Genomic DNA, 25,111 nt, shown 5'->3' with positions numbered 1-25,111 from the left:
TGTCGAACTCCCTCAGTACGCGGTGGTGTTGTCGACCTTGAAGTGGTAGAGCTCCCTCGCCGAGCCGTACCGGCGGAAGCCGGCCGGGTCCTCGTCCCGCTCCGCCGCCTTCAGCAACTCGGCCAGTTCCGCCAGGTGTTCGTCCCGCATCTCCTTCTCGACGCAGTCCGCGCCGAGCGACTTGACGGTGCCGCGGACGTAGAGGCGTGCCTCGTACAGCGAGTCGCCGAGCGCGTCGCCCGCGTCGCCGCACACCACGAGGCGTCCGGCCTGTCCCATGAAGGCGCTCATGTGGCCGACGTCGCCGCCGACGACGATGTCCACGCCCTTCATGGAGATCCCGCACCGCGCGGACGCGTCGCCGTCGATGACGAGCAGCCCGCCGTGGGCGGTCGCCCCGGCCGACTGCGAGGCGCTTCCGCGCACCCGGACCGTCCCGGACATCATGTTCTCGGCGACGCCGGTGCCCGCGTTGCCGTGGACGGTGACGGTGGCGTGCTGGTTCATGCCCGCGCAGTAGTAGCCGACGTGCCCCTCGACGTCGACGGTGAGGTTCTCCCGGACGCCGACGGCGACGGCGTGGGCGCCGCGGGGGTTGAGGACCCGGTACACCGCCGAATCCGGTTCGTGCAGCGCCTTGTTGAGCTCGCGGACCGGCGTCCGCGCCAGGTCGATCAGCGTCGCCATACGTAGACCTCTTCCGGCTCGGGTTCGAAGATGCGGGCGTGCTCGATGCCCGGCAGGACGTCCAGGGCCCGGTACTCGGAGGCCATGGCCACCCACTGGGGCGTCTCGGCGACGAGGGCCGGCTTGCAGGCGATGGCGTCCCGGACGACGGCGAAGGAGTCGCCGGTGGACACCAGGAGCGTGTAGAAGCCGTCGAACCGCTCGCACAGCAGCCTCAGCGCCTTCTCCGGGTCGGCGCCCCGCGCGAGCTGGTGGGCGACGAAGCGGGCGCCGACCTCGGAGTCGTTCTCGCTGTCGAACTCCACTCCCTGGGCGCGCAGTTCGCGGCGAACGGTGGCGTGGTTGGCGAAGGAGCCGTTGTGCACCAGGCACTGCCCCGGCCCGACCGAGAAGGGGTGGGCGCCCTCGGGGGTGACGGCCGACTCGGTGGCCATCCGGGTGTGGCCGACACCCTGCCAGCCCCGCACCCGGGCCAGCCCGAACGACTCGGCGAGCGCGACCGGGTTCCCGGTGCCCTTGAGCACGGCGAACCCCTCGCCCGAGCCGATGACCCGGGCGCCGGGCAGGGCACGGATCACCTCCGCCGCCTCGGCGTGCACCACGGTCGTGGCGTCGGCGTCGATCGCGGTCACGCCGGGCAGCGCCTCGGCGACCTCGGCGGCCGACGTGCCCAGCACGGACACGACGGTCCGCCCCGGCGGGGACAGCCGGGGGTCGCCGTAGACCGCGACCCCGGCCGAGTCGGGGCCGCGTTCGACGACCTGCCCCAGCATCGCGCTGAGCAGTTCGCCGAGCCGCGGCTCCAGCGAGGGCTCCCGCAGATGGAGCCCCACGATTCCGCACATGCCAACTCTCCTTCGGGAATCGGAAACAGGTCGGTTTGTCGGAGACAGCTCGGTTCACCGGAACCAGAACGGTCCGTCGGAGGCAGAACGGCCTGTCGGAGACAGAGCGGTCCGTTGGAACCAGAGCGGTCCGTCGGAGACAGAGCGGTTCAGAAGGCGGTGAGATAGCGGTCGAGCTCCCACGCCCCGACCGTGGAGTGCCAGTCGAAGAACTCCTCGCGCTTGAGGTCGGCGAAGTACCGGCTCACCCCGGGCCCGGCGGCGTCGAGGGTCCCGCTGACGACCTCGTCGGCCTGGAGCGCCTCGACGGCGTGCAGCAGGGTGGGCGGCAGCTCCGGACCCTTGCCGGCGGCGCCGGGTTCGCCCGGGTCGAGGCCGCGTTCGATGCCGTCGAGCCCGGCGGCGAGGGCGGCAGCGGCGGCGAGGTAGGGGTTGGCGGCGCCGTCCCCGCCGCGCAGTTCGACGCGGTTGCCGTCGGGGACGCGCACGAAGTGGGTGCGGTCGTTGCCGCCGTAGCCCGCGACCCGGGGCGACCAGGTGGCGCCGGAGCGGGTGGAGACGGCGCCGGTGCGCTTGTAGGAGTTGACGGTGGGCGCGATGACGGCCTGAAGGGCCCGCGCGTGCTCGATGATCCCGGCGACGAAGGAGTAGGCGAGCGGCGAGAGTCCGAGGCCGCGCGGGTCGTCGCCGGACGGGAAGGCGGGCTCGGTGTCCCGCCACAGCGACAGGTGCAGGTGCATGCCGGTGCCGGTGCGGTCGGTGAACGGCTTCGGCATGAACGTGGCGGTCATGCCTCGCTGTTCGGCCAGCACCGACACCAGGTACCGGGTGGTGATGACCCGGTCGGCGGTGGTGAGGGCGTCGGCGTACCGGAAGTTCTGCTCGAACTGGCCGTTGCCGTCCTCGTGGTCGTTGGCGTAGTTGCCCCAGCCGAGGCTGTTCATGGCGCTGGAGACGGCGGTGAGGTGGTCGTACATCCGGGTCAACCCGCGCGCGTCGTAACAGGGTTGGGGTGCGGTGTCCTTCGCGTCGGCGACGCTGAGGACACCGTGTTCGTCGCGGTTCACGAGGAAGTACTCGACCTCGGCGCCGACCGCCAGCGACAGGCCCCGGGCGGCGGCCCGTTCCAGCAGCGTCCGCAGGATGACCCGCGGTGCGTACGGCCACGGCCTCCCCTCCACATGGGGGTCGCAGTGGACGAGGGCGAGTCCCGGTTTCACGAACGGGATCGGCGTGTACGAGGCGGCGTCCGGGCGGGCGACGACGTCCGGGTCGCTGGGCCGCTGCCCGAGGGCTCCGGCGGCGTACCCGGCGAACCCGACGCCCTCGTCGCGCAGTTCCTCGACGGCCTGGGCCGGGACGAGCTTGGCGCAGGGCTTGCCGGTCAGGTCGACGAAGACGGCGAGGACGAAGTCGATGCCGTCGTCCCGGACCAGTCGGGCCAGGTCGGTCGTCACAGGGCCTCCCAAGAGCACTGTCCACTGACATGAATCATCGTTGCACATCAGTAGACAGTCGCTCCGTTACGGCGGGATTTCCGCGCGGGAAGGTCCCTGTAAGCCACCACGCCTCCCCGGTCCCGCGAGGGCCCGCCTAGACTGAGGCCCCCGACCGGGAGGAACGGCCCCGTGCAACTCGCCTTCAGCGGACAGGTGATCGAGTGGCGCGGCCCGGCGCCGTTCTACTTCCTGCCCGTGCCCGACGAGGAGTCCGCCGACATCCGGCAGGTCGCGGCGATGGCCACGTACGGCTGGGGTGTCATCCCGGTCGAGGCCCTGATCGGCGGGACGGAGTTCACGACCTCGCTGTTCCCCAAGGACGGCCGCTATCTGCTGCCCCTGAAGGCCGCCGTGCGCAGGCCGCAGGGCATCACGGCCGGCGACGACGTGTCCGTGCGGATCACCGTCCTGATCTGACCCCCGACCGCCCCGGACCGGTCCGGCTCCTTCAATTCACTTACCTCAAGACTTACTTCACCCCTTGACGTAAATGGTCCATACCTTTAGGTTCACGGGTCAGTCAGACACCGTGCGACCCGCTCACCCTTCACGCGTCGAAGGCACCCGACAGGCACTCGCCGAGGCACTCGACACGGCCGTACACCCCCCACGAAGGGCACCTCCATCCCCATGCGCAGACCCTTGTCCCCCGTCGTCCCGCTCGCCGCGCTGGCCACCGTCGCCGCCGCGTCTCTGGTGGCCGTCACCCCCACCCCCGCGGCCGCGGCGCTGCCCACCGGACTCTCCACCGTCATGAACGCCGCGAGCGGCAGATGTCTCGACGCCCGCTCGGCGGCCACCGCCAACGGCACCGCCGTCCAGCAGTACTCCTGCAACGGCACGACCGCCCAGCGGTGGAGCTTCACGAGCACCTCGGACGGCTACGTCCGGATCAACAACGGCAACGACACCAACCAGGTCGTCGACGTCTCGAACGTCTCCACCGCCGACAACGCGGCCGTCCATCTGTGGAGTTACGGCGGCGGCACCAACCAGCAGTGGCTGCCGGTCCACGAGGGCGGCGGCGCCTACCACTTCGTCAACCGCAACAGCGGCAAGTGCCTGGACGACCCGGCCGCCTCGACCGCGGACAGCGTGCAGTTCGTGCAGTACGCCTGCAACGGCAGCGCCGCCCAGCGCTTCCAGGTGGTCCCCGTGACCCCGTCGACGGCCAACCCGGACCTGGGCTCCAACGTGGTCGTGTTCGACCCGTCGATGGCGTCCTCGACGATCCAGAGCCGGCTGAACTCGATCTTCTCCCAGCAGGAGACCAACCAGTTCGGCTCCCAGCGCTACGCCGTCCTGTTCAAGCCGGGCGCCTACAACGCGGACGTCAATGTCGGCTTCTACACGCAGGTCGCGGGCCTGGGCCTGTCACCGGACGCGGTGACGATCAACGGGGCGGTGCACGCGGAGGCGGACTGGTTCCAGGGCAACGCCACCCAGAACTTCTGGCGCGGCGCCGAGAACCTCTCCGTCAACCCGGCGGGTGGCGGCGACCGTTGGGCGGTCTCGCAGGCGGCCTCCTACCGGCGGATGCATCTGCGCGGCAATCTCGCCCTCGACGACAACGGCTGGTCCAGCGGCGGTCTGCTGGCCGACTCCAAGGTCGACGGGCAGGTCAACTCCGGTAGCCAGCAGCAGTGGCTGACCCGCAACTCGCAGGTCGGCAGCTGGACCGGTTCCAACTGGAACATGGTCTTCGTGGGCAGCCAGGGCGTCCCCGCCACCAGCTTCCCGAACCCGCCGTACACGACGGTCGCGCAGTCCCCGGTCACCCGAGAGAAGCCGTTCCTGTACGTCGACGAGAACGGCGCCTACCGGGTCTTCGTGCCGTCGCCGCGCAGCAACTCGACGGGGACGAGCTGGGCGGGCGGCACCGCCGCCGGCAGTTCCCTGTCGCTGGACTCCTTCTACGTGGTGAAGTCCGGGGCGAGCGCCGCCGACATCAACGCTGCCCTGGCGGCGGGCAAGAACCTCCTGGTCACCCCGGGTGTCTACCACCTCAGCCAGACCCTCCAGGTGAACCGTGCCGACACGGTGGTCCTCGGCCTCGGCCTCGCCTCGTTCATCCCGGACAACGGCGTCACCGCGATGAAAGTGGCCGACGTCGACGGAGTCCGCATCGCGGGTGTCCTGTTCGACGCGGGCACCACCACCTCGCCCTCCCTGCTGGAGGTCGGGCCGGCCGGCTCCTCCGCCTCCCACGCGGCCGACCCGACCTCCCTGCACGACGTCTACTTCCGCGTCGGCGGCGCCGCCGTCGGCAAGGCGACCACCAGCCTCGTCGTCAACAGCGACAACGTCATCGGGGACCACACCTGGATCTGGCGGGCCGACCACGGCAGCGGTGTGGGCTGGACCTCCAACACGGCCGACACCGGGCTGATCGTCAACGGTGACGACGTGACGATGTACGGCCTGTTCGTCGAGCACTACCAGAAGTACCAGACGATCTGGAACGGCAACGGCGGCCGGACGTACTTCTACCAGAACGAGATACCCTACGACCCGCCGAACCAGGCGGCCTGGATGAACGGCTCCACGCAGGGCTACGCCGCCTACAAGGTGGCCGATTCGGTGACCAGTCATCAGGCCTACGGGCTGGGCAGTTACTGCTACTTCAACGTCAACCCGGGGGTCGCCGCCGAGCGGGCCATCGAGGCGCCGAACACCTCCGGGGTGCGTTTCCAGAGCATGGTGACGGTCTCCCTCGGCGGCACGGGCACCATCCGGCACGTCGTCAACGGCACCGGCGGTCCGTCCAACTCCTCGTCCAACGTGGCGAATCTGACCAGCTACCCGTAACAGCCCGCCCCGCGCCGCCCCCTTCACCACGAGGGGGCGGCTCACTGGCGAACCCCCCACCCCAAGGAGCGTGCCCCACCATGTCCCTCCCCCTGTGCCTTCGCAGAGGCCGCCTCACGGTGCTCGCCGTGCTCGGCGCCGTCCTCACCACCCTGCTCACGGTGTCCCCCGCGAGCGCCGCCTCCGGCTCGGTCACCGGTCTCGCCGGCAAGTGCGTCGACGTGGCGGGCGCGAGCAGCGCCAACGGGACCGCCGTACAGCTCTACGACTGCAACGGCACCGGCGCCCAGATCTGGTCCAACCCCGGGGACGGCACCCTGCGCGCCCTCGGCAAGTGTCTCGACGTCGTCGACCGCTCCACCGCCGACGGCGCGGCCGTGCAGCTGTGGGACTGCTCCGGCAGCTCCAACCAGCAGTGGGTGGTGTCGTCGGCGAAGGACATCGTCAACCCGGCCGCCGACAAGTGCCTGGACGTGCGCGGCAACACGAGCGCCAACGGCACCCGGCTGCAGATCTGGACCTGCACCGGCGCCGCCAACCAGAAGTGGAACGCGCCCGCGGGCGGCGGGGGCACGACACCGTCCGGATTCGTGGTCTCCGAGGCGCAGTTCAACCAGATGTTCCCGGGCCGGAACTCCTTCTACACCTACAACGGCCTGGTCGCCGCGCTCAGCGCCTACCCCGGCTTCGCCAACACCGGCAGCGACACGGTGAAGAAGCAGGAGGCCGCCGCCTTCCTCGCCAACGTCAACCACGAGACCGGCGGGCTCGTCCACATCGTCGAGCAGAACACCGCCAACTACCCGACCTACTGCGACTGGAACCAGTCCTACGGCTGCCCGGCGGGCCAGGCGGCGTACTACGGGCGCGGTCCGATCCAGCTCTCGTGGAACTTCAACTACAAGGCGGCGGGAGACGCGTTGGGGATCGACCTCCTCAACAACCCCTGGCTGGTGCAGAACGACTCGGCCGTCGCCTGGAAGACCGGCCTGTGGTACTGGAACACCCAGTCCGGACCGGGCACCATGACCCCGCACAACGCCATGGTCAACGGCGCCGGCTTCGGTCAGACGATCCGCAGCATCAACGGCTCCCTCGAATGCGACGGCAGGAACCCGGCGCAGGTCCAGAGCCGTGTCGACGCCTACAACCGTTTCGCCTCGATCCTCGGGGTGTCACCCGGCGGCAACCTGTACTGCTGAAGCTGCTGTTGCTGCTGCTGTTGTTGCTGCCCCTCCGAACTAGGAGCACCGATGCGCAAGTCGAGACCCCTGGCCCAGGCACTGCTGGGCGCGTTCGGGGCGCTGGCCCTGGTCGTGGCGGTACCGGCCACCGCCCAGGCCAGTGTCCTCACACTGCTCCCGCAGAACGCGGACGGCCTGGACCAGACGTTCTCCCCCGCCTACGACTACGACGGCGACGGCTGCTACGCCACGGCCGCGATCGGCGCCGACGGCACGCTCAACCCCGGTCTGAAGCTCGGCGGCGACGTCAACGGCCACTGCCACGACTACGCCCAGCTCGCCAACGCCAACACCTACTCCCGCTCCAAGTGCAACAACGGCTGGTGCGCGGTGATGTACGCCAGCTACTTCGAGAAGGACCAGGCCACGCTCGGCCCCGCGGCCATCGGGCACCGGCACGACTGGGAGCACGTCGTGGTGTGGATCGCCGACGACCAGGTCAAGTACGTGTCGGTGTCCCAGCACAGCGGGTACCAGACGGCCGCCGCGTCGAGCATCCGCTTCGACGGCACCCACCCCAAGATCGTCTACCACAAGGACGGTGTCTCCACGCACTGCTTCCGCTTCGCGACCTCGGGCGACGAGCCCGCGGAGAACGCCACCGGCAACTGGTTCTACCCGCGCCTGGTCGGCTGGAACGGCTACCCGGCCGGCTACCGCGACAAGCTGGTCAACGCCGACTTCGGCTCGGCCACCCTGAAGATCGACGACGCGGACTTCGGCTGGCACCTCAACGCCACCAAGCCGTCGGGAATCGCGTTCGACCCTTACGCGTGACCGGTCGGAACGGAGCCGTCACGACCGGCACCGGCTCATGACGAAGGCCCTCGCGGGTGATCCCCGCGAGGGCCTTTCGTGTCCGTCGGGACGACAGGATTTGAACCTGCGACCCCTTGACCCCCAGTCAAGTGCGCTACCAAGCTGCGCCACGTCCCGTCGCGTCCGGCGGCGGTGAACCGTGAACGCGCAGGTAAACACTACCGTACGCGCACGGGTGCCGGAGTCGGCGTCCCGGTGGGGCGGGTGGTGCCGGAGCGCAGCGGGGGTGTGCGGCGGACCGGGACGAGCAGGGCGGCGAGGGCGGCGGCCAGGCAGAGGAACGCCAGCAGGGTGAAGCCGTGGGTGTAGCCCGACTCGTACGGCAGGCCCGTGGGCTGGAGCCGGCCGGTGACCAGGACGCCGGTGACCGCGGCGCCGATGGAGCCGCCGATGGTGCGGATGTTGGCGTTCATGCCGGTCGCGGCGCCGGTCCGGTCGGCGGGGACGCTGCCGACGATGAGGTTGGCCATCGAGGAGAACGCGAGGCCGATCCCGAGGCCGAAGACGCCCGCGACCAGGCCGATCTGCCACTGCCGGTCGTGCCACAGGGCGAGGATCCCGCAGGCGACCGCGCCGAGTGCGGCGCCGGTCACGAGCAGCGGCTTGGCGCCGAGCACCGGTTCGAGGCGGCCGGTGAGGACACCGGAGAGGAACATCGCCACCAGCATGGGCAGCATGAGCAGTCCGGCCGCGGTGACGCTCGCGCCGAAGCCGTACCCGGCCGAGGTCGGGGTCTGCACGAAGCCGGGCAGGAAGGACCAGATCGCGTACATGCCCGCGCCGAAGAGCAGCGCGGCGGCGTTGGTGGTCCACACGGCGGGCAGCCGCATCACCTTCAGGTCGATCAGCGGGGTGCGGGAGCGGGCCTCGACGGACAGCCAGAGCGCGAACAGCACGAGGGCCGCGCCGAACAGGCCGAGCACCCGGGCCGATCCCCAGCCCCACTGTCCGGCCTGGCTGAGCGGCAGCAGCAGTGCCACCAGCCACGCCGACAGCAGCCCGGCCCCGAGCCAGTTGACGCCGCCCTCGGCCCGGTTGGCCGACTCGGGCACGTACCGTACGGCGATCAGGGTGGCGGCCACGACGACGGCGACCGGGATCCAGAACAGCCAGCGGTAGTCGAGGGCGGAGACGATCGGCCCGGCGGCGACCATGCCGACTCCGCCGCCCGCGGCGATGACGGCGGACAGGTTGGCGATGCTGCCGCTGACCCGCGCCGGGGCGAACTCGTCGCGGATGATCCCGAAGGAGAGCGGGAAGAGGGCGCCGCCGACGCCCTGGACGACCCGGGCGGCGATCAGCACGCCGATGCCGGGCGCGAGCGCGGCGAGCAGACAGCCGACGGCGACGGTGGCGAGGACGGCGACGAGGGTGCGCTTCTTGCCGATGAGGTCGCCGACCCGGCCGAGGATCGGCGTGAAGATCGAGGCGGACAGCAGATAGGCGGTCATCACCCAGGTCGCGGTGGACTGCGAGGTGTGCATCGCCTGCTGGACGGTCGGCAGGGCCGGCGCGATCAGCGACTGGAGCATCGAGAAGACGCCCGCACCGGTCGCGAGGACCGCGAAGGTGAGGCGGGTGGAGGTGCGGGGCATGGAGGGCCTCTCCGAACAGGCAGAAAGGGCAGGATGAGCCCACCACTGATAAAGTGGAGGCATACCTCCACTCTAGCGGAGGCACCCCTCCGCTTCAACCGCGTCCGCCCTCGGAGGCCACCGTGACCGTCCGCCCCTTCCCCGTCAGCGAGATCGTCGCGTCCCGCAGGCCGACCCGGAAGGACGCCGCCCGCAACTACGACGCCCTGCTCGACGCGGCCCGCGAGGCGTTCGCGGAGCACGGCGCGGAGGCCTCGCTGGAGGACATCGCCCGGCGCGCGGGCGTCGGCATCGGCACCCTGTACCGGAACTTCCCGACCCGGCGGCACCTGTTCGAGTCCGTCTACGCGGACGAGGTCAACGCGCTGTGCCGGGTGGCCGTGGAGCTGGCGGAGCGCGCGCCCTGGGAGGCGCTGACCGGCTGGCTCGACCGGTTCGCGGACTACATGGTCACCAAGCGGGCCGTCCGCGAGGCCCTCAACGACGAGTCGGAGATCTTCTCCGCCTGCCGGGAGTCCATGTACGCCGCGGGCGGACCGCTGTTCACTCGCGCCCAGGAGGCGGGCGAGGTCCGCCCGGACATGGACTTCACGGATCTGCTGCGCATGGTCGCCGGCATCATGGCCACGACCTTCGACGACGACGCCCAGCGGGACCGGGTGCTGTCGATCGCCCTGGACGGCGTGCGCGCGACCCGCCGGTAACCCCCTGCACCCGGGGGGCGGGTCGCGCGGTTCCGCTCGCCCCGCTCAGACGGGGACCTCCACCCCCAGTCCGGCCGCCCGGTCGGTCAGTTCCTTCCACACCTTCGCGGCCACCGGGACGCCCTCACGCGCCCGCTCCTCCGCGAGGGCCGCACTGCGCTCGCCCGGGTAGTGGACACCCGTCTCACTGGGCAGACCCTTCAGGGTGTTCAGGGTCTCGTCGACAGCGGCCGTGAAGGCGTCCGGGTCACCGAAGGCCGCCGGGTCGACGGCGATGATCAGGGCGTTCTGGCGGTGTCTGCGCCCCTGGGGGTCGTCGGAGTGGAAGGACGACAGGATCGGGGCGCCGACGAGGACGCTGGTCAGCAGCTCGAAGGCCAGGGACATGCCCGAGCCCTTCGCGCCGCCGAGCGGCAGCGGCATGACCGCCTTCTCGGGGTCGGTCGTCGGAGTGCCGTCCTCCGTGGCGGCGGCACCCTCGGGCAACGGCGTGCCGCTCGCCCTCGCCTGGCGGATCCTCCCGAGGGCGATGGTGGCGGTGGCCATGTCGAGGACCAGGGGCGCGTGGTCCGACGCCGGTACGGCGATGGCGAGCGGGCTGGTGGCGACCGCGGCGCCCTGGACGCCCGTGTAGCCCATGTTGGGCATTCCGGCGACGAACCCGATGCCGACGAGGCCCTCTTGGGCGATCCTCGCGACGTAGTAGCCGATGGCTCCGGTGTGCACGGTGCGCCGGACACCGACGGTCGCGATGCCGGTGTCCCGGGCCCGGCGTACCGCCTCGTCGGCGGCGGCCGTGAGGGCGACCGGACCGGGGGCGCGGTCTGCGTCGAGGACGGCGGCGGCCGGGGTGGTGGACTCGACCGTGATCTCGGGCGCCGGGTTGGCCACGCCCTTGGCGAGCAGGTCCAGATAGGCGGGGACGCGGGCGACGCCGTGGGAGTCGACGCCGCGCCGGGCCGCCCAGACGAACACGTCGGCGGTGGTGGCGGCGTGCTCGGCGCCGAGGCCGCCCTTTTCGAGGAGGGCGGCGGAGAAGGCCCGCAGGTCGTCGGCGGGGACCAGGATCTTCGCTGGGGTGGTGGACATGAGGGGTGCGGCTCCTGGGGGTCAGCGGGTGACGAGGACGTCCACGACGGCCGTGGTGCCCTCGGCCACGGCCTTGAGGGCGCGTTCCAGCGCGGGCGTCAGCGCGTCGGGGGTGTCGACGGTCTCGGTGTGCATGCCGAACGGCTCGGCGAAGGCGGCCAGTCGGGGCAGCCGGTGCAGATCGGTGCCGAGCCACTCCCCCGTCTCGGCGGCGGCACCCTCGGGATAGAACCTGCGGTGATTGAGGTTCATCGACTTGTAGACACGGTTGTTGAACACGACGATCAGCAGCGGGAGTTCGTACGCCTTGGAGGCGTCGTACGACGGGATCACCGGGTTGTAGGCGAAGGCGCCGTCCCCGATGGTGAGGACCACCGGCCTGTCCCGGGCGGCGAGTTTGACGCCCAGGGCCACCGCGATGCCCTGGCCGAGGCCGCCCTGGACGTAGAAGTAGGAGTCGGGGTCGGCGGTGCGCAGATGGCGCTTGACGACGCGGCTGTGCGTGATGGTCTCGTCGACGACGACGGCGTCCTCACCGGCGAGCAGCTCGCGCAGCGTCGCCGCGACCAGGACGGGGTCGATGCCCTCGGTGTCGGCGGCCCGTTCCTCGGCGGCCGTGATCGCCCTCTGTTCGGCCGCGTGCCGCTCCTCCTGTGCGGCGCGGCGCGCCGCCACCGCGGCGGGGTCGAGGTCCTGCGCCCGCTTGGCCAGCTGGCGCAGGGTGTTGGCGACACCGCCCTCCAAGTAGTGGTCGGCGAAGAGGACTTGATAGACGACGTGCGGGCGCTGCGGCACCTCGTCGATGACGACGATCCTCGCCTTCGACGGGCGGCGGGACGGCGGGTAGAACGGCGCCCGGCAGTTGACCAGCAGGATGAGGTCGGCCTCCTCCATCCAGGGGCCGATGTCGCCGCCGGCGTGGAGGGGGTGGGTGCGCGGGAAGTTGCCGCAGACAGCCGAGTCGGGTTCGACGACGGGGATCTGCCACGCCTCCGCGAAGGCGACGAGCGCCTCGAAGCCGCCCGCCTCACGGCCGGAGGTCTCGGTGACGATCACCGGGTTGAGCGCCTCGCGGATCAACCGGGCGACCGTGTCGGCCTCTTCGGGTGAGCTGTGCGTGGACCCGGGGGCGACGACGGGCTTGGCCTCCCTGCCGTCCCACTCCTCCAGGAGGATCTCCAGCGGGATGTTGAGGTACGCCGGTCCGGCCGGGGCCCGCCGGGCCAGTTCGGCCGCCCGTGTGACCATGGCGGGGAGCGTGTGGACGCTCGCCGCCTCGGTGGCCCACTTGGTGAACGGCTGGGCGACGCCGTGCGGGCCGCCCACGATCGACAGGTTGCGGTACCACTGGCCGCCGGGGTCCTGGCCGGGGCCGTCGCCGTAGGTGGTGGACTCCGAGGAGGCGACCACCATCGGGACGCCGGCCAGGAGCGCCCCGTGGACGGCCATGGAGCCCTGGAGGAGTCCGGGCGCCGCGTGCAGCAGCACTCCTTGGGGGCGGCGGGTGATCAGGCCGTACCCGGTGGCCATGCCGACCGCGACCGTCTCGTGGGTCAGGTCCAGATAGCCGGGGCAGGGCAGCAGGTCGCGGTGGCGGCGGGCCAGGGACTCCCACACCGGGGCCCATTCGGACCCCGAGGAACAGAAGACGTGGTCGGCGCCGGCGGCGGTGAAGGCGGTGACGAGCGCGTCGCCGCCGTCCAGGTGCGCGGTGTCGTTCATGGTCAGCCCTCGATCGGCCAGTTCAGGACCTCGGAGATACCGCGGCCCATGATCCATTCGAGCTCTTCGGGGGTGAAGTCCCAGTGCTTGGTGAACTGCTCGATGGTGTCGGTGTAGGTGATGCCGTGGCCGAGCAGGCGGGTGATGTCGGTGCCGTAGAAGCACCGCTGCGGGCCCAGCTTGTCGACCATCTCGCGCACGTACTTCTGGATGTTGTTGTTGGGGAACGGCTGGGTGGAGTAGCCCGGCAGCGCGGAGACCTTGACGTAGATGTTGGGGTGGGCGGCGAGGTCGGCGGTCTCCGAGACCCAGTAGCCGATCGCGTCGTCCACGCAGCGGGCCATGATGCCCATGTGGTCGATGATGATCCTCAGGTCGGGGTGCTTGGCCGCGATCTCCCCCAGCTCCCGCTTCCAGATGGGGGCGTGGACCATGGTGGGGATGCCGAGTTCCTCGGCGAGCGGCCAGTACCAGTCGTTGGTGCCGTCGATCATCCAGTTGCGGTCGATCGGCCGGTGGAAGGTCAGCCGGGTGCCCTTCACATGCGGGTTCTGCGCGAAGTCCGCCAGCATCGCCTTGCCCTCTTCGGGCTTGTTCTGCGGGATGCGGGCCATGATCCCGAAGCGGTCGGGGTGCGCCTCGCAGGCCTCCAGGGCGTAGTCGATGCGGTCGCCCTCCCAGGACGGCGGCAGGATCAGCGCCCGGTTGACGCCGGCCTCGTCCATCAGCTCCAGGGCCTCCTCGTAGGAGAAGGGGTCCTCGCGGTGGCCGTTGAGGCGGATGCGCTCGCGGGCGCCGGGCACCCAGGGGCGGTCGGGGGTCTCTTCGAGCCAGATGTGGATCTGCGTGTCTACGACGAACATGTCCTCAACTCTTTTCTCGGCAAGGGGTGGCGGGGTGCTGCGCAGCGAACGCTAGGCGGGCCGGGCGGCCTTGCGGAGCCTCTGGGAGCGCAACCACTTGTTGCGCGTGAGCACCCTCTGAGCAGCGGCGACTCACTGTGCGTACGCCGCGTCCGCGATGTGCTCGGCGATCGCCATGGACGCCGTCGCGGCGGGCGAGGGCGCGTTGCGCACGGCGGTGATCCGGCCCTCGCGGTGGATGCGGAAGTCGTCGACGAGGGTGCCGTCGCGGTCCAGGGCCTGGGCACGAACGCCCGCGCCTCCGCGGACGACGTCGCCGACACCGACACCGGGTACGTACGCCCCGGCGTCCTTCATGAAGGCCCTGGCGGACAGGGAGCCCCGGTACTCCCGGACGCCGGTGCGCCAGTGCTGTGCGGCCATCCGCCAGGCCCCGGGGTAGGCGGCGAGGCCGAGCAGGTCGCGGGGCGAGACGCGGCTGCGCCGGTAGCCCTCCCTGGCCAGGGCCAGGACCGCGTTGGGACCGACCTCGACGGAGCCGTCCACGCGCGGGGTGAAGTGGACGCCGAGGAAGGGGTACCGGGGGTCGGGGACCGGATAGAGCAGGCCGCGCACGAGGTGGGTGCGGTCGGGGCGCAGCAGCATGTACTCGCCGCGGAACGGGACGATCCGGGGTTCCCGTCCGCCGCGCGCGAGGCGGGCGACGGTGTCCGAGTGCAGTCCGGCGCAGAGGATCAGCCGGTCGACCGTCAACCGCTCGTGTGCGGAGCCCACTTCGACACCCCCCGGTCCCTCGCGGATCGAGGTGACGGGGAAGCCGAGCCGTACCTCGCCGCCCGCCGCCTCGACGTCCGCGGCGAACTCCCGGGCGATCGCCGGGTAGTCGGTGATGGCGGTGCGCGGGGAGTGCAGGGCGGCGATCCCGCCGGCGTGCGGCTCGATCTCGCGGATCTCCTCCCCGGAGACCCTGCGCAGGTCGGGCACGTGATTGCCGCGGGCCCGCTCGTAGAGGTCCTCCATCCGCCCGAGTTCGTCCTCGCGCACGGCGATCACGAGCTTGCCGATCGCGTCGTACGGCAGGCTCCTGTCCTGGCAGTACTCGCGCAGCAGGGCCACCCCGCGGACGCACAGGCCGGCCTTGAGGCTGCCCGGCGCGTAGTAGAGGCCCGCGTGGACGACGCCCGAGTTGTGGCCGGTCTGGTGGAGGGAGACCCGCTGTTCCTTCTCCAGGACGACGACCCGGGTGCCCGGGCGGCGCAGCGCGATCTCGCGGGCCGTGGCGAGGCCGACGATGCCGGCGCCGACGACGCCGACGGTCTCGTCAGCCACGGTCCGGCTCCCCGAGGTTGATCGCGACGGTCTTGACGCGGGTCGAGAAGCGGAGCACCTCGTCGCCCTGTTCCTTGTACGCGGTGCCGGAGTCGTGGAAGCCTCCGAAGGGGTGGTGGACGTCCCAGCCGGTGGTGGTCGTGTTGACGGCGACCTGTCCGCACTCGACGTCGTCGGCGAAGCGGTGGGCGTGGGCGAGGTCGCGGGTGAACACGGCGGCGGCGAGCCCGAAGTCGGAGTCGTTGACGGCGTCGACGGCGGCCCGGAAGTCCTCCACGGCGCGCAGGGCGAGCACGGGGCCGAAGACCTCCTCCCGCCAGATCGCCATCTCCGGCGTGACGTCGGCCAGTACGGTCGCGCGGACGTAACAGCCGTGCGGGCGGGCGGAGTCGGGGGTGCCGCCGGTGAGCGGCGTGGCGCCTTCGCCGATCGCTGTGTCCACGGCGGCGAGGACGCCGTCGCGCTGCCTGGGGCTGGACAGCGGACACAGGGTGGTCGCGGGGTCGTCGCCGGGGCCGAGCGTCAGCGCCTCGACCTCGGCGACCAGCAGGCGCGCGAACTCGTCGTGCACGGGGCGCTCGACGACGACCCGGCTGGTGGCGGTGCAGCGCTGTCCGGCCTGGCCGAAGGAGGCGGCGGCGACGGCCTTCGCGGCGGCGGGCAGATCGGCGTCGCGCAGCACCACGGAGGCGTTCTTGCCGCCGAGTTCGCCCTGGAATCGGACGTTGCGGTCGGCGAGGCGGCGGCGGATGCGGTTGCCGACGGCGTTGGAGCCGGTGAAGGTCACGCCGGTGATCCGGGGGTCGTCGAGCAGGGCCTCCTCGATCTGCGCGGTGCGGCCGGTGACGACGTTCAGGACCCCGGCCGGCAGGCCCGCGTCGTGCAGGGCCCGGGCGAAGTGCAGTCCCGCCAGGGGGGTTTCGGTGGCCGGCTTGAACACGGCCGTGTTGCCCGCCGCGAGCAGCGGGGCGAGCTTGCGGGCGGGGGTGATGAGCGGGTCGTTCCAAGGGCTGATCACCAGGATGACGCCGATGGGTTCGCGCCGGGTGTGGGTGCGGTGGTGCGGGCGGGCGTCGTGCAGGAGGGTGCCGTAGCCCTGGCGGGCGAGCCCGGCGTAGTACTCCAGGAAGTCGGCGGCCTTCAGGGTCTCGCCCCGGGCCTCGGCGCGTGTCTTGCCGTTCTCGGCGGTGACGTCGGCGGCGATCGTCTCGGCGCGCTCCCGGATCAGCCGGGCCGCGTCGGTGAGGATCCGCGCCCGCTCGAAGGGGCTGGTGCGCTTCCAGCCGGTGAAGGCGCGTTCGGCGTGGTCGTAGGCGCGGGTGACGTCCTTGGCGGTGAGGGCCGGGATCCGGGCGAGGGGGGTGCGGACGTCGGCCGGGTCGTGGACGTCGATCCAGTCCCCGGTCGTCACCCACTCTCCGCCGGAGAGGGTTTCCGAGGTGCGCATGCGGGTCACTTCCATGGGTGGGTACTCGGGGTGCGGAGTCAGACGACACACCACGTCGGGGCGGTGCCACCAGCCCCGCGGCGGCAGGCAATGCTTGCGTCGCGCGCGGGTCGGCGGGCGCATGATCCGTGCTGGAATCGGCGGGTCGATCAAGCTCCCAGGAGGACCGAGATGGCCTACACCGTCGTCGCCCGCTACCAGTGCCCGCCCGCCGACGAGGCGACGGTGCGGGCCGCGCTGCTGAGGATGCGGGAGCACACGCGCGCCGAGCCCGCCAACGAGGCCTACGAGGCGCACTCCGTGACCGGCGAGCCGGGCGGTTTTCTGCTGTACGAGCGGTACGCCGACCGGGCCGGGTTCGAGGCCCACAAGTCGGCCGCGTATTTCGAGGAGTTGATCGTCGGGACGGTGTGGCCGCTGCTGACGGACCGGTCGGTGACGTTCGCCGAGTCGCTCTGAACAGGCCGTGCGGGGCCGGGCGCCACCTGGTGCCCGGCCCTTCGTGCGGTCAGAACTCGTTGCCCCAGCAGTAGCGGGCGATCGTCTCGACCAGCACCAGCTTCTGGCGCTGCTGTCCGGCGGTGAGCAGCGGTCGCGTGGCGATGTCCGCGAAGCCGCGCGAGGGCGAGACGGCCCCGTCCTCCAGGTCCTTGAACGCGCCGACCTCGTCGATGCGGGACATCACGGTGTCGATGTCCTCCGGTTCGGGTGTGGTGGGGTCGACGACGCCGAGGCAGAAGTCCCGCTCGTCCGGGAGCAGTCGGACGAGGTCGACTTCGGCCCGGGTGCCCTGGTCGAAGGGGAGGATCCAGCGGTCGGCGGGGATCGCGGCGTACAGCCGCTCGACCCTGGCCCGGTCCAGCTCCGCCGGGGCGCTCCAGCCGGGGCAGACGCCGACGCGTACGCCTTCGGGGCGCTCGTCGGGACGGACGGCGAGCGCGTCGACCGCCAGGGCGTCCTCGTAGGACAGGGCGCCGGGATCGCCGTCCAGCAGCAGGGGGTTGGTGAGCTGGACGAGCCGTACGCCCTCCGCCACGAGCAGCGCGATCTCCGCCCGCACGATCTCCGCGAGGGCCTCGCCCAGCTCGCGCGCGGAGGAGGGGCCGAGGCCGGGCTGGTACGTCGTCGCGGCGAGGTAGGCCGGGGAGGGCAGCGCCACCTTGGGGGCGATGACGGTCAGTTCGGCGAGCCGTGCCGCCCGGTCCGCCACGAGGGGGCCGTCGGCCTTGGGCAGTTCCTCGGCGACCCAGCGGGTGAGGCCGTCCTCGCCGGTGTCCTCCGTGCGCCGGAACCCTGATGTGCCGTCGAGTACCGCGCTGCGGAAGTCCGCACGGGGGTAGTCGCCGTCGGTGACGACGGTGGAGCGCAGCCTGCGCTGGAGGACGACCGCGTCCTCGACGGCCCGCTCCACACCGGTCGTGGCGAGGTCGGCGGGGCGGACGAGGCTGCCGTGGTGGTCGATGCGGTAGTTGAAGGTGTCCGCCATGGTGTCAGTCCTTTCGGGAGGAGCGGGAGGAGGAGGCGGGCGGGCCCGCGACACCCCAGGCGGCGAACTCCAGTTCGTAGCCGAACGAGGAGAGGACCTCCTCGGCGATCTTCTGGTCCTCGTCCGCGGTGCCGCCCGCGATGCCGAGGCCGCCGATGACCTCCCCGTCCCGCTTGATGGTGAGACTGCCCTCGGTGGCCATGATCGGCAGGGCGGCGCCGGGGAGTTGGGAGAGCTGGGAGAAGAAGACCGGCTGGCTCTCCTGCCACTTCTTCAGCATGGTGCCGGGCCGCTGCATGATCGCGGCGGTGTAGGCCTTGGCGCGGGCGATGTCCGGGGTGAGCGGGCGGGCGCCGTCGGGGCGACGGACGACGATCGGGAAGCCGCCGGCGTCGACCACGGCGACGCTCACCGCCTTGCCGAGGGCCTCGGCGCGCCGCTGGGCGGCGACGGCGATCTCCTCGGCGGCGTCCAGGGTCAGAGGGCTGGTCATACGGCGTCCTTCGGTGCGGTGAGGGTGCGGCGCAGCCGGGCGACGGCCGCGTTGTACGGTTCGGGCGTCTCCCAGTACATGGAGTGCGGGGCGCCCTGGACGATCTCCAGGTGGGAGCCGGGCAGCAGTTCATGGGCGCGGGTCACGGTCTTCACGCCGAGCACCGCGTCCTTCTCCCCGGCGAGGAACGCGATGCGGACGCCGGAGGCCCGGATGTCGTCGAGCGAGGGCCCGTCGGTGTCGAGGTTGCGCAGGTCCTGCATCCTGGCCGCGTTGAACGTGCCCATCTGCTGGAACAGGAAGGTCAGATCGGCGCGTTCGGTCTGGAACGGCTTGGTCAGCAGCCGGTCGAGGACGGGCAGTCTCACCGCTTCGGCGCGGTCGGCGGCGGCCAGTTCCCGCAGCTCGGGGTGGTCGATCCCGCCGAGGGAGTGCCCGAGGACGACGGACGAGACCCGCCCGGGCCGCAGCAGACCGGCCCGCAGCGCGGCGACGGAGCCGATGGACTGCCCGACGAGCATGACGTCGGTGAGGTCCTCGGCGTCGAGCACGGCGACGACGTCACCGGGGAAGTCCTGGCCGTCGAACTCGGGCATGGACGAGTCGGAGCGGCCGAAGCCGCGCAGGTCGACGGTGACGACGGTGAACTCGGCGCGCAGTGCGGCCACTTGCTGCCACCAGGCGGCGTGGTGGCCGCCGCTGCCGTGCACGAGGAGGATCGCCGGGCCGCTGCCGTGACGCTCGTAGTAGATGGCGGTGCCGTCGGAGTCGGCGTAAGGCATGGAGGTAACTCCTGTGTCGGCAGGCTCAGTTGGGTCGCTTCGCGTGGTGGACGAGCTCGATCATGGTGTGGTCGGGATCGTGGATGTAGCAGAACTTCGACTGGTTCTCGGGGCGCTGGATGGGGCGGGTGTGGCGGATGCCCAGCTCGCCGAGGTGGGCGAGGAAGTCGTCCCAGTCGTCGACCTCGACGGCGAAGTGGTAGGGCGCCATGCGCTCCATCTCCTCGACCGGGGTGAAGTGGAGGTCGAAGGTGCCCCGGGTCATCAGCACCACACGGGTGTTGGACTTGGGCATGATCCGCTTCATCCCGAAGACCTTGGCGTACCACGCGGCGGTCCGGTCGGGGTCGGTGGTGGGGAAGTTGACGTGGTGGATGTAGCGGGGTTCCGCGGTCATTGCTGATTCCCTTCCAGGTGTACGGGGTTGGAGAGCACGCCGATGCCGCTGATCTCGATCTCCACGGTGTCGCCGGGCTCCAGCCCGCAGGTGGACTCGGCGCCCATCCACAGCACGTCCCCGGGGTGCACCGTGAGATGACGGGTGATCTCGACGAGATGGTCGTAGGGGTCGAAGACCATGTCTCCGGTGGGGAAGGCGGCGCGCTCACGGCCGTTGACGCGGAGCGTGGTCGTCTGGGCGAGGGCGTCGACGTCCGTCTCGATCCAGGGGCCCATCGGCTTGAACGTGTCGCTGTTCTTGCTGCGCCAGAAGCTGCGGTCCTGGTGCTGCCAGGTGCGGGCGCTGATGTCGTTGCCGATGGTCCAGCCGAACACGGCCGCGCGGGCCTCCTCGTAGGACGCCCGGCGCAGGGTGCGGCCGATGACGGCGACGAGTTCGGGTTCGGCCTCGAAGCGGCCCTCGACCTCGCGGGGCTTCACGATGACTGAAAGGTGCCCGGTGAGCGCGTTGTTGGCCCGGTAGCCGACCTCGGGACGCTCGGGCGTCGCGGCGCCCGTGTGCTCGATGTGCCGGGGGTAGTTGTGGCCGACGGCGTAGAAGACGCCCGGCACGACGGGCGGCAGCCATACGGCGGTCGAGCGCTCCACGGTGCCGAGGACGTGCGGGTCGCCGTCGAGCGGGGAGCCGGAGAGGAGTTCTATCTCCCTCTCCCCCACCCGGCCCCACATCGCCCGGCCGCCGGCCGAGACCCTGGCGTACCTCATGGCACCAGCAGATGGGAGACGCGCTTGGTGACGAGGTAGGCGTCGAGCGCCTCGGGCCCGCCCTCCCGGCCGTAGCCGCTGTCCTTGACCCCGCCGGAGGGCGCCTCGTGGACCGAACCGCCGCAGTGGTTGAGGGAGAGGATGCCGGCCTCCAGCGCGTCGGAGAGCTTCTCCGCGGTGGCGGCGGACCGGGTGAAGCCGTAGGCGGCGAGGCCGTAGGGCAGGGAGTTCGCGAGCGCGAGCGCCTCGTCGAGGCCGTCGAAGGGCACGATCGGCGCGAGCGGCCCGAACGGCTCCTCGTGCAGCACCTCGGCGTCCGGGGGGACGTCGGTGAGGACCGTCGGCGGGAAGAAGTAGCCGGGGCGGTCGAGGCGTTCGCCTCCGGTGAGGACCTTCGCGCCGCGTGCGACGGCGTCGGCGACGAGCCGTTGCATGGCTTCGAGGCGGCGAGCGTTGGCGAGGGGCCCCATGGTGGTGCCCTCGGTGAGGCCGTTCCCGGTGGTCACGGCCTCGGCGGCCTTGACGAACTCGGCGGTGAACTCTTCGACGAGGCTCTCGTGGACGAGGAAGCGGCTCGGCGAGGTGCAGACCTGGCCGGCGTTGGCGAACTTGGCCTGAGCCGCCTTGCGCGCGGCGTGGACGGGGTCGGCGTCCGCGCACACGATCACCGGGGCGTGGCCGCCCAGTTCCATCAGGGACGGCTTCATGACCTTCCCGGCCTCGGCGGCCAGGAGCTTGCCGACGGGGACCGAGCCGGTGAAGGCGATCAGGCGGGTGACGGGCGAGGCGATGAGGTGGGCGGAGACCTCCGCGGGCTCGCCGAGGACGAGGTTGAGGACGCCCGGGGGCAGGCCCGCGTCGGCGTAGCAGCGGACCAGCTCCATCGCGGTCGCCGGGGTCTCCTCGGAGGCCTTGACGACGATCGAGCAGCCCGCCGAGAGGGCGGAGGAGATCTTGCGGTTGGGTCCGCCGACGGGGAAGTTCCACGGGACGAACGCGGCGACCGGGCCGATGGGTTCGCGTCGTACGGTCAGGACCGTGCCCGGCTCCGCCGGGATGATCCGGCCGTAGGCGCGGCGGGCGTCGTCGGCGTGCCAGCGCAGGGTTCCGGCGGTGCGGCGGGCCTCGCCGGCCGCCTCGGCGAGGGGCTTGCCCTGTTCCCGGGTCATCACCCGGGCGATGGCGGGGGCGCGCTCGGCGATGAGGTCGGCGGCGGCGTGCAGGATCGCGGTGCGCCGGGCGACGGGGGTGGCGCGCCAGACGCGGAAGCCCTCCTCGGCGGCGGCGAGGGCGCGGTCCAGGTCGGCCGGCGCGGCCAGCGGTACCGTGCCGATCGGCTCCTCGGTGGCCGGGTCGACGAGGGGGGCGGTCGCTCCGGTCCCGCCCTCGCACCACTCGCCCGCTATGTACATGCGGACGGCGGGAAAGGCGTGGTCGGTGGTCATGGGTGGGTGACCTCTCAGCGGGTTCGGGAGGCAGGTTCGGGAGGCGGATTCAGGGGTCCGGGCTCAGAGGGCCGGGCTCAGGGGGCCTGGCTCAAGGGGCCTGGCTCAAGGGGCCTGGTTCGGGAGGCCTGGTTCAGGAGGCCGGGGCGTCCATGTCGCGGTTGGTGCGCAGGGCCCAGATGTGGTGCGGCGGGGTGGTGGCGTGGACACGGGTCTCGTAGCCGTCGTCGGCGCGGTCCATGTCGGCGGCGTACTCGACGCGTCCGCCGCAGGGGGCGTGCAGGAAGCGGAAGACGTTGGAGCCGATGGTGTGCCGGCCGAGTCTGCGGGCCTCGCGCCAGCCGCGGTCGATCATGTGGTTGCCGCCCTCGACGACGTCGTCGAAGCCGGGCACCTCGTAGGCGATGTGGTTGATCCCGGCCTTGTCGGGGCGGTGGCAGAGCAGCATGGTGTGCTGGTCGTCGTCGCCGGGGGCCTGGAGGAAGACGCCCATGGGTTCGACCACGTCGGTGGGCCGGAAGCCGAGGCGTCCGGTGTAGAAGGCGACGGCCTCGTCCTTGCCGGACTGGGTGATGTTGAGGGCGACATGGCACATGCGCAGGGGGCGGACCCGCGCGATGGGTTCGAGGGCGGTGTTCCAGCGGTTGACGGTGCCGAGCGTGTTGGCGGGGCGCGGAGCGACGGGCGCGGGCCTGGGGCGGGCCAGGGTCAGGCCGACGCCGAAGCCGGTCTCGTCGACGGTGTGGTGGACGCCGTCGGCGCTCTCGCGGACCTCGCGGTCCTTGGCGACGGCGGCCACCAGCCGGTCCAGTTCCTCGGGGGTGTCGACGCCCCACACCACCTCGCGCAGGGTCGGGCCCGCTTCCACCGGGGGCGGGAGCAGGCGTCCCGGCACGGTGTCGAGGTGGAGGGTCTGGCCGGTGAGCGTCTCGAAGACGGCGTGCTCGTCGGTCCGCTGGAGCGGGAACAGCCCGAAGTCGTCGAAGAAGCGGGTGCATACGTCGAGGTCGTCGATGCCGTACACGGCCGATTCGATCCTCAGGATTCCCATGGATTCCTCTTTTCGCGGGTCGTCTGCGAGCGTAGGTATCCGCAGGCCAAGGGCTCAATGGAGCGGGCCCTGCGCGATGCGCAAGCCTTGTTTGCGGCTGCCGGGCCTCAGGGGGCGGTCATGAGCCGATCACGGGAATCGGTCATGACCCGATCACCGGAATGGGGTTCCGGGAGAACCAGTCGGTGAGGAAATCCAGGAACACGCTGATCTTGCGCGGGGTGCCCTGGCCCGGGCCGTAGATGGCGTACAGCGGGCGGTCCGGTACGGCCAGTTCGGGCAGCAGGACCTGGAGCGCGCCGGAGACGAGGTCGTCGTAGGCGGGGCGCTGGGGCAGCAGGGCGATGCCGCGTCCGTGCACGGCGGCCTTCTGGAGCGCAAGGTAGGAGTTCGACAGGAAGGCGATGTTGCGGATCTTGTGCAGGGTGCTCGCGTGGCCGTGCCCGATCCGCCAGACCGGGTCGTTCACATGGACCAGGCAGTCATGGCCGGCGAGGTCGTTGGGGTGGGTGAGGGCGCCGTGCCGTTCGGTGTGCTCCTTGGCGGCGCACAGCACGAACGGCAGCGAGGCGATCTTCTTGAGCCGGACACTGGAGTCCCGCAGATCCCTGGTGTGGAAAGCGACGTCGAATCCGCCGTCGAGGAAGTCGTAGGTCCGGTCGGACATTCCGCCGAGTTCGAAACGGATCTGGATCTTGGGGTGTGCCGCGGAGAACGCCGCTATCGCGTCCCCGAGATCCAGACTGCCTATCCATTTCGGGCAGATCACGCTGAGTGTTCCCTCGGCGCGGTCGTGCGACTGGGCTATTCCGGCGTCCTCGGCGTCGATCTCCGAAAGAATGCGGGCGGAGAATTCGGCGTACCGCTGGCCGGGCTCGGTGAGGCTCACCGAGCGGGCCGTGCGATTGACCAGGCGCACGCCGACCTGGCGTTCCAGTTCCGCGACGTGCCGTGACACGAGCGAACCGGACGAGCCGAGTTTCTTGGCCGCTCCGCTGAAACTGCCGACCTGCGCGACGGTGACGAAGCTGTGCATCAGGAGCAAGCGATCCATGTGTCCTCCGGCCCGCCTACTTCGGGCAGTACTGGGGCGCGTCGTCGGCGTTTTCCTTGGTCACCAACACAAGAGGAATGTCGGCAATCTTGTCAACCTTCTTGTCGCCGAGAAGTCCGACCGTGTTCTTCACCGCGGTCTGCCCGATGGTGAGCGCGGAGTTCGCCACGGTGGCCGAGATCGTTCCCGCCTTCACGGCCGCAATGCCGTCCTCGGTGCCGTTGACGGTGACGATCCTGACGTCCTTCGCGCCGGCCGCGTCGAAGGCCTTGCGGACGGCGAAGGCCATCTCCTCGTTGGCGACGAAGGCGTAGTCGAGGTCGGGATGGGCCTGGATCATGTTCTCCGCGACCTCCTGCGCCTTGGCCGGGTTGAACATCCCGGGCTGGTTGGCGACGACCTTCGCGTTGGCCGGCAGCGCGTCCTGGAACCCGCCGACCAGCAGCTCGGAGGCGGCACCCGGGGCGCCCGCGACGATGCCGACGTCCACCTTCGCGCCCGCCGCGTCCTGCTCGACCCAGCCGGCGTCCATCGCGCCGACCTTCTTCAGGTCGACGACGGCCGCGCCGAGGATGTCGTCGACGTCGCTGGTGGCCACGGAGGTCAGATAGATGGGGATGCCGGAGGCCTTCGCCTTGGCTATGTCGCCCTTCAGCGCGTCGACGTTGACCGTCTGCACGATCAGGGCGCTGACGTTGCGGGAGATCATGTCCTCGATGTTGGACAGTTCGGTCCCGGCGTTCTGGTGGGAGTTGGCGGTGTAGACCCGCGCTCCCTCCGTCTTGGCCGTCTGCTGGACGGCTTCCTGGAGACACGAATGGAAGTGCGTGTCACCGCCGTTGACGAAGCCGAGGGAGAGTTCCTTCGAACTGCCGGTGTCGTCGCCGGTGCCGCATCCGGCGAGCACCAGCGTGCCGGTCGCGACAGCGGCGAAAAGGGCATGACGGGACCGCGTGCCGTTTCTCATGGGGAACGCCTTTCATTG

24 protein-coding genes and 1 tRNA gene are annotated in these 25,111 nt (G+C 71.1%); 6 read left to right on the top strand and 19 right to left on the bottom strand.

The genetic code is table 11. The features are described 5' to 3' along the window. Nucleotides 1–12 precede the first annotated feature (12 nt). The 3 genes from ACIPSE_RS26795 to glnT all read right to left on the bottom strand — a co-directional run bounded on the left by ACIPSE_RS26795 (nt 13) and on the right by glnT (nt 2,989). A complete protein-coding gene (locus ACIPSE_RS26795) occupies nt 13–687 on the bottom strand; it encodes a glutamate synthase (protein WP_401666850.1) in 675 nt (224 codons plus the stop codon). After that, nucleotides 675–1,532: a glutamine amidotransferase gene (locus ACIPSE_RS26790; protein ID WP_401666847.1), complete on the bottom strand. Its 858-nt coding sequence runs from the start codon at nt 1,530–1,532 to the stop codon at nt 675–677. Before ACIPSE_RS26790 ends, ACIPSE_RS26795 begins: the two co-directional genes overlap by 13 nt. Before the next feature lie 149 nt (nt 1,533–1,681). Beyond that, complete coding sequence (gene glnT, locus ACIPSE_RS26785; RefSeq protein WP_401666842.1) at nt 1,682–2,989, bottom strand: type III glutamate--ammonia ligase; 1,308 nt, start codon at nt 2,987–2,989, stop codon at nt 1,682–1,684. A gap of 171 nt (nt 2,990–3,160) precedes the next feature. Here glnT and ACIPSE_RS26780 point away from each other — a divergent pair, with 171 nt between their 5' ends. The 4 genes from ACIPSE_RS26780 (at nt 3,161) to ACIPSE_RS26765 (ending at nt 7,860) form a co-directional block, all read left to right on the top strand. Beyond that, complete coding sequence (locus ACIPSE_RS26780; RefSeq protein ID WP_401666840.1) at nt 3,161–3,448, top strand: DUF1905 domain-containing protein; 288 nt, start codon at nt 3,161–3,163, stop codon at nt 3,446–3,448. Nucleotides 3,449–3,661: 213 nt separating this feature from the next. Further along, entirely contained in the window at nt 3,662–5,839 is a 2,178-nt protein-coding gene (locus ACIPSE_RS26775; protein WP_401666838.1) for an RICIN domain-containing protein, read from the top strand. 80 nt (nt 5,840–5,919) lie between these two features. Continuing rightward, a complete protein-coding gene (locus ACIPSE_RS26770; protein WP_401666836.1) occupies nt 5,920–7,041 on the top strand; it encodes a glycoside hydrolase family 19 protein in 1,122 nt (373 codons plus the stop codon). 51 nt (nt 7,042–7,092) lie between these two features. Then, nucleotides 7,093–7,860 (top strand): NPP1 family protein, encoded by a 768-nt coding sequence (locus ACIPSE_RS26765; protein ID WP_401666834.1) that lies wholly within the window; start codon nt 7,093–7,095, stop codon nt 7,858–7,860. Between the two features lie 85 nt (nt 7,861–7,945). Here the strand turns inward: ACIPSE_RS26765 and ACIPSE_RS26760 are convergent. Beyond that, nucleotides 7,946–8,019 (bottom strand) — tRNA-Pro (locus tag ACIPSE_RS26760). Nucleotides 8,020–8,060: 41 nt separating this feature from the next. Continuing rightward, complete coding sequence (locus tag ACIPSE_RS26755) at nt 8,061–9,497, bottom strand: MFS transporter (RefSeq protein ID WP_401666832.1); 1,437 nt, start codon at nt 9,495–9,497, stop codon at nt 8,061–8,063. 122 nt (nt 9,498–9,619) lie between these two features. On the opposite strand from ACIPSE_RS26755, the gene ACIPSE_RS26750 reads away from it, so the two are divergent. Further along, nucleotides 9,620–10,201 (top strand): TetR/AcrR family transcriptional regulator, encoded by a 582-nt coding sequence (locus tag ACIPSE_RS26750; protein ID WP_401666829.1) that lies wholly within the window; start codon nt 9,620–9,622, stop codon nt 10,199–10,201. A gap of 45 nt (nt 10,202–10,246) precedes the next feature. Here ACIPSE_RS26750 and ACIPSE_RS26745 read toward each other — a convergent pair whose 3' ends face one another. From ACIPSE_RS26745 to ACIPSE_RS26725, 5 genes are all read right to left on the bottom strand, one after another. Then, on the bottom strand, nt 10,247–11,290 hold the full coding sequence (locus ACIPSE_RS26745; protein WP_401666826.1) for an Ldh family oxidoreductase: 1,044 nt from the start codon (nt 11,288–11,290) through the stop codon (nt 10,247–10,249). A 21-nt stretch (nt 11,291–11,311) separates the two neighbouring features. Next, the gene (locus ACIPSE_RS26740; RefSeq protein ID WP_401666823.1) at nt 11,312–13,012 is read right to left on the bottom strand and encodes a thiamine pyrophosphate-dependent enzyme; all 1,701 of its coding nucleotides are present in this window, start codon (nt 13,010–13,012) and stop codon (nt 11,312–11,314) included. A gap of 2 nt (nt 13,013–13,014) precedes the next feature. Further along, nucleotides 13,015–13,875, bottom strand: coding sequence for an amidohydrolase family protein (locus ACIPSE_RS26735; RefSeq protein WP_401666820.1), 861 nt, complete (start codon nt 13,873–13,875; stop codon nt 13,015–13,017). Nucleotides 13,876–14,007: 132 nt separating this feature from the next. Then, nucleotides 14,008–15,204, bottom strand: a complete 1,197-nt coding sequence (gene lhgO, locus ACIPSE_RS26730) for an L-2-hydroxyglutarate oxidase (RefSeq protein WP_401666818.1) — start codon at nt 15,202–15,204, stop codon at nt 14,008–14,010. Beyond that, nucleotides 15,197–16,651, bottom strand: coding sequence for an aldehyde dehydrogenase family protein (locus ACIPSE_RS26725; RefSeq protein ID WP_401666815.1), 1,455 nt, complete (start codon nt 16,649–16,651; stop codon nt 15,197–15,199). The genes lhgO and ACIPSE_RS26725 overlap by 8 nt, the downstream gene beginning before the upstream one ends. A gap of 171 nt (nt 16,652–16,822) precedes the next feature. Between ACIPSE_RS26725 and ACIPSE_RS26720 the strand changes: the two genes are divergently transcribed. Further along, nucleotides 16,823–17,110, top strand: a complete 288-nt coding sequence (locus ACIPSE_RS26720) for a putative quinol monooxygenase (protein WP_401666813.1) — start codon at nt 16,823–16,825, stop codon at nt 17,108–17,110. 49 nt (nt 17,111–17,159) lie between these two features. On the opposite strand, the gene ACIPSE_RS26715 is transcribed toward ACIPSE_RS26720, so the two are convergent. From ACIPSE_RS26715 to ACIPSE_RS26675, 9 genes are all read right to left on the bottom strand, one after another. Continuing rightward, nucleotides 17,160–18,137: a methionine synthase II (cobalamin-independent)-like protein gene (locus ACIPSE_RS26715; protein ID WP_401666810.1), complete on the bottom strand. Its 978-nt coding sequence runs from the start codon at nt 18,135–18,137 to the stop codon at nt 17,160–17,162. A gap of 4 nt (nt 18,138–18,141) precedes the next feature. Next, nucleotides 18,142–18,630: a heme-binding protein gene (locus tag ACIPSE_RS26710; RefSeq protein WP_401666808.1), complete on the bottom strand. Its 489-nt coding sequence runs from the start codon at nt 18,628–18,630 to the stop codon at nt 18,142–18,144. Further along, nucleotides 18,627–19,412 (bottom strand): alpha/beta fold hydrolase, encoded by a 786-nt coding sequence (locus ACIPSE_RS26705; protein WP_401666805.1) that lies wholly within the window; start codon nt 19,410–19,412, stop codon nt 18,627–18,629. Before ACIPSE_RS26705 ends, ACIPSE_RS26710 begins: the two co-directional genes overlap by 4 nt. Nucleotides 19,413–19,437: 25 nt before the next feature. Further along, nucleotides 19,438–19,809, bottom strand: coding sequence for a VOC family protein (locus ACIPSE_RS26700; RefSeq protein WP_401666803.1), 372 nt, complete (start codon nt 19,807–19,809; stop codon nt 19,438–19,440). After that, nucleotides 19,806–20,576, bottom strand: coding sequence for a fumarylacetoacetate hydrolase family protein (locus tag ACIPSE_RS26695; RefSeq protein WP_401666801.1), 771 nt, complete (start codon nt 20,574–20,576; stop codon nt 19,806–19,808). The genes ACIPSE_RS26700 and ACIPSE_RS26695 overlap by 4 nt, the downstream gene beginning before the upstream one ends. Continuing rightward, nucleotides 20,573–22,021 (bottom strand): NAD-dependent succinate-semialdehyde dehydrogenase, encoded by a 1,449-nt coding sequence (locus ACIPSE_RS26690; protein WP_401666799.1) that lies wholly within the window; start codon nt 22,019–22,021, stop codon nt 20,573–20,575. Before ACIPSE_RS26690 ends, ACIPSE_RS26695 begins: the two co-directional genes overlap by 4 nt. A gap of 133 nt (nt 22,022–22,154) precedes the next feature. After that, nucleotides 22,155–23,072: a VOC family protein gene (locus ACIPSE_RS26685; protein WP_401666797.1), complete on the bottom strand. Its 918-nt coding sequence runs from the start codon at nt 23,070–23,072 to the stop codon at nt 22,155–22,157. Between the two features lie 142 nt (nt 23,073–23,214). Continuing rightward, on the bottom strand, nt 23,215–24,126 hold the full coding sequence (locus ACIPSE_RS26680; protein ID WP_401666795.1) for a LysR family transcriptional regulator: 912 nt from the start codon (nt 24,124–24,126) through the stop codon (nt 23,215–23,217). Nucleotides 24,127–24,142: 16 nt separating this feature from the next. Then, entirely contained in the window at nt 24,143–25,093 is a 951-nt protein-coding gene (locus ACIPSE_RS26675; RefSeq protein WP_401666792.1) for a sugar ABC transporter substrate-binding protein, read from the bottom strand. Nucleotides 25,094–25,111: the final 18 nt, after the last annotated feature.

Source organism: Streptomyces sp. NPDC090106, from assembly GCF_044747265.1.
GTDB lineage: Bacteria > Actinomycetota > Actinomycetes > Streptomycetales > Streptomycetaceae > Streptomyces.
This window is presented reverse-complemented; position numbering and strand designations above follow the sequence as displayed.

What these genes read in the sequence shown, in the direction of transcription:
- ACIPSE_RS26710 (WP_401666808.1), bottom strand. Translation starts at nt 18,630, where the DNA reads ATGACCAGCCCTCTGACCCTGGACGCCGCCGAGGAGATCGCCGTCGCC.
- ACIPSE_RS26745 (WP_401666826.1), bottom strand. Translation starts at nt 11,290, where the DNA reads ATGTCCACCACCCCAGCGAAGATCCTGGTCCCCGCCGACGACCTGCGG.
- ACIPSE_RS26685 (WP_401666797.1), bottom strand. Translation starts at nt 23,072, where the DNA reads ATGGGAATCCTGAGGATCGAATCGGCCGTGTACGGCATCGACGACCTC.
- ACIPSE_RS26790 (WP_401666847.1), bottom strand. Translation starts at nt 1,532, where the DNA reads ATGTGCGGAATCGTGGGGCTCCATCTGCGGGAGCCCTCGCTGGAGCCG.
- ACIPSE_RS26735 (WP_401666820.1), bottom strand. Translation starts at nt 13,875, where the DNA reads ATGTTCGTCGTAGACACGCAGATCCACATCTGGCTCGAAGAGACCCCC.
- ACIPSE_RS26675 (WP_401666792.1), bottom strand. Translation starts at nt 25,093, where the DNA reads ATGAGAAACGGCACGCGGTCCCGTCATGCCCTTTTCGCCGCTGTCGCG.
- ACIPSE_RS26705 (WP_401666805.1), bottom strand. Translation starts at nt 19,412, where the DNA reads ATGCCTTACGCCGACTCCGACGGCACCGCCATCTACTACGAGCGTCAC.
- ACIPSE_RS26720 (WP_401666813.1), top strand. Translation starts at nt 16,823, where the DNA reads ATGGCCTACACCGTCGTCGCCCGCTACCAGTGCCCGCCCGCCGACGAG.
- ACIPSE_RS26755 (WP_401666832.1), bottom strand. Translation starts at nt 9,497, where the DNA reads ATGCCCCGCACCTCCACCCGCCTCACCTTCGCGGTCCTCGCGACCGGT.
- ACIPSE_RS26795 (WP_401666850.1), bottom strand. Translation starts at nt 687, where the DNA reads ATGGCGACGCTGATCGACCTGGCGCGGACGCCGGTCCGCGAGCTCAAC.
- ACIPSE_RS26695 (WP_401666801.1), bottom strand. Translation starts at nt 20,576, where the DNA reads ATGAGGTACGCCAGGGTCTCGGCCGGCGGCCGGGCGATGTGGGGCCGG.
- ACIPSE_RS26680 (WP_401666795.1), bottom strand. Translation starts at nt 24,126, where the DNA reads ATGGATCGCTTGCTCCTGATGCACAGCTTCGTCACCGTCGCGCAGGTC.
- ACIPSE_RS26770 (WP_401666836.1), top strand. Translation starts at nt 5,920, where the DNA reads ATGTCCCTCCCCCTGTGCCTTCGCAGAGGCCGCCTCACGGTGCTCGCC.
- ACIPSE_RS26715 (WP_401666810.1), bottom strand. Translation starts at nt 18,137, where the DNA reads ATGGCGGACACCTTCAACTACCGCATCGACCACCACGGCAGCCTCGTC.
- ACIPSE_RS26765 (WP_401666834.1), top strand. Translation starts at nt 7,093, where the DNA reads ATGCGCAAGTCGAGACCCCTGGCCCAGGCACTGCTGGGCGCGTTCGGG.
- ACIPSE_RS26775 (WP_401666838.1), top strand. Translation starts at nt 3,662, where the DNA reads ATGCGCAGACCCTTGTCCCCCGTCGTCCCGCTCGCCGCGCTGGCCACC.
- ACIPSE_RS26725 (WP_401666815.1), bottom strand. Translation starts at nt 16,651, where the DNA reads ATGCGCACCTCGGAAACCCTCTCCGGCGGAGAGTGGGTGACGACCGGG.
- ACIPSE_RS26690 (WP_401666799.1), bottom strand. Translation starts at nt 22,021, where the DNA reads ATGACCACCGACCACGCCTTTCCCGCCGTCCGCATGTACATAGCGGGC.
- ACIPSE_RS26700 (WP_401666803.1), bottom strand. Translation starts at nt 19,809, where the DNA reads ATGACCGCGGAACCCCGCTACATCCACCACGTCAACTTCCCCACCACC.
- ACIPSE_RS26740 (WP_401666823.1), bottom strand. Translation starts at nt 13,012, where the DNA reads ATGAACGACACCGCGCACCTGGACGGCGGCGACGCGCTCGTCACCGCC.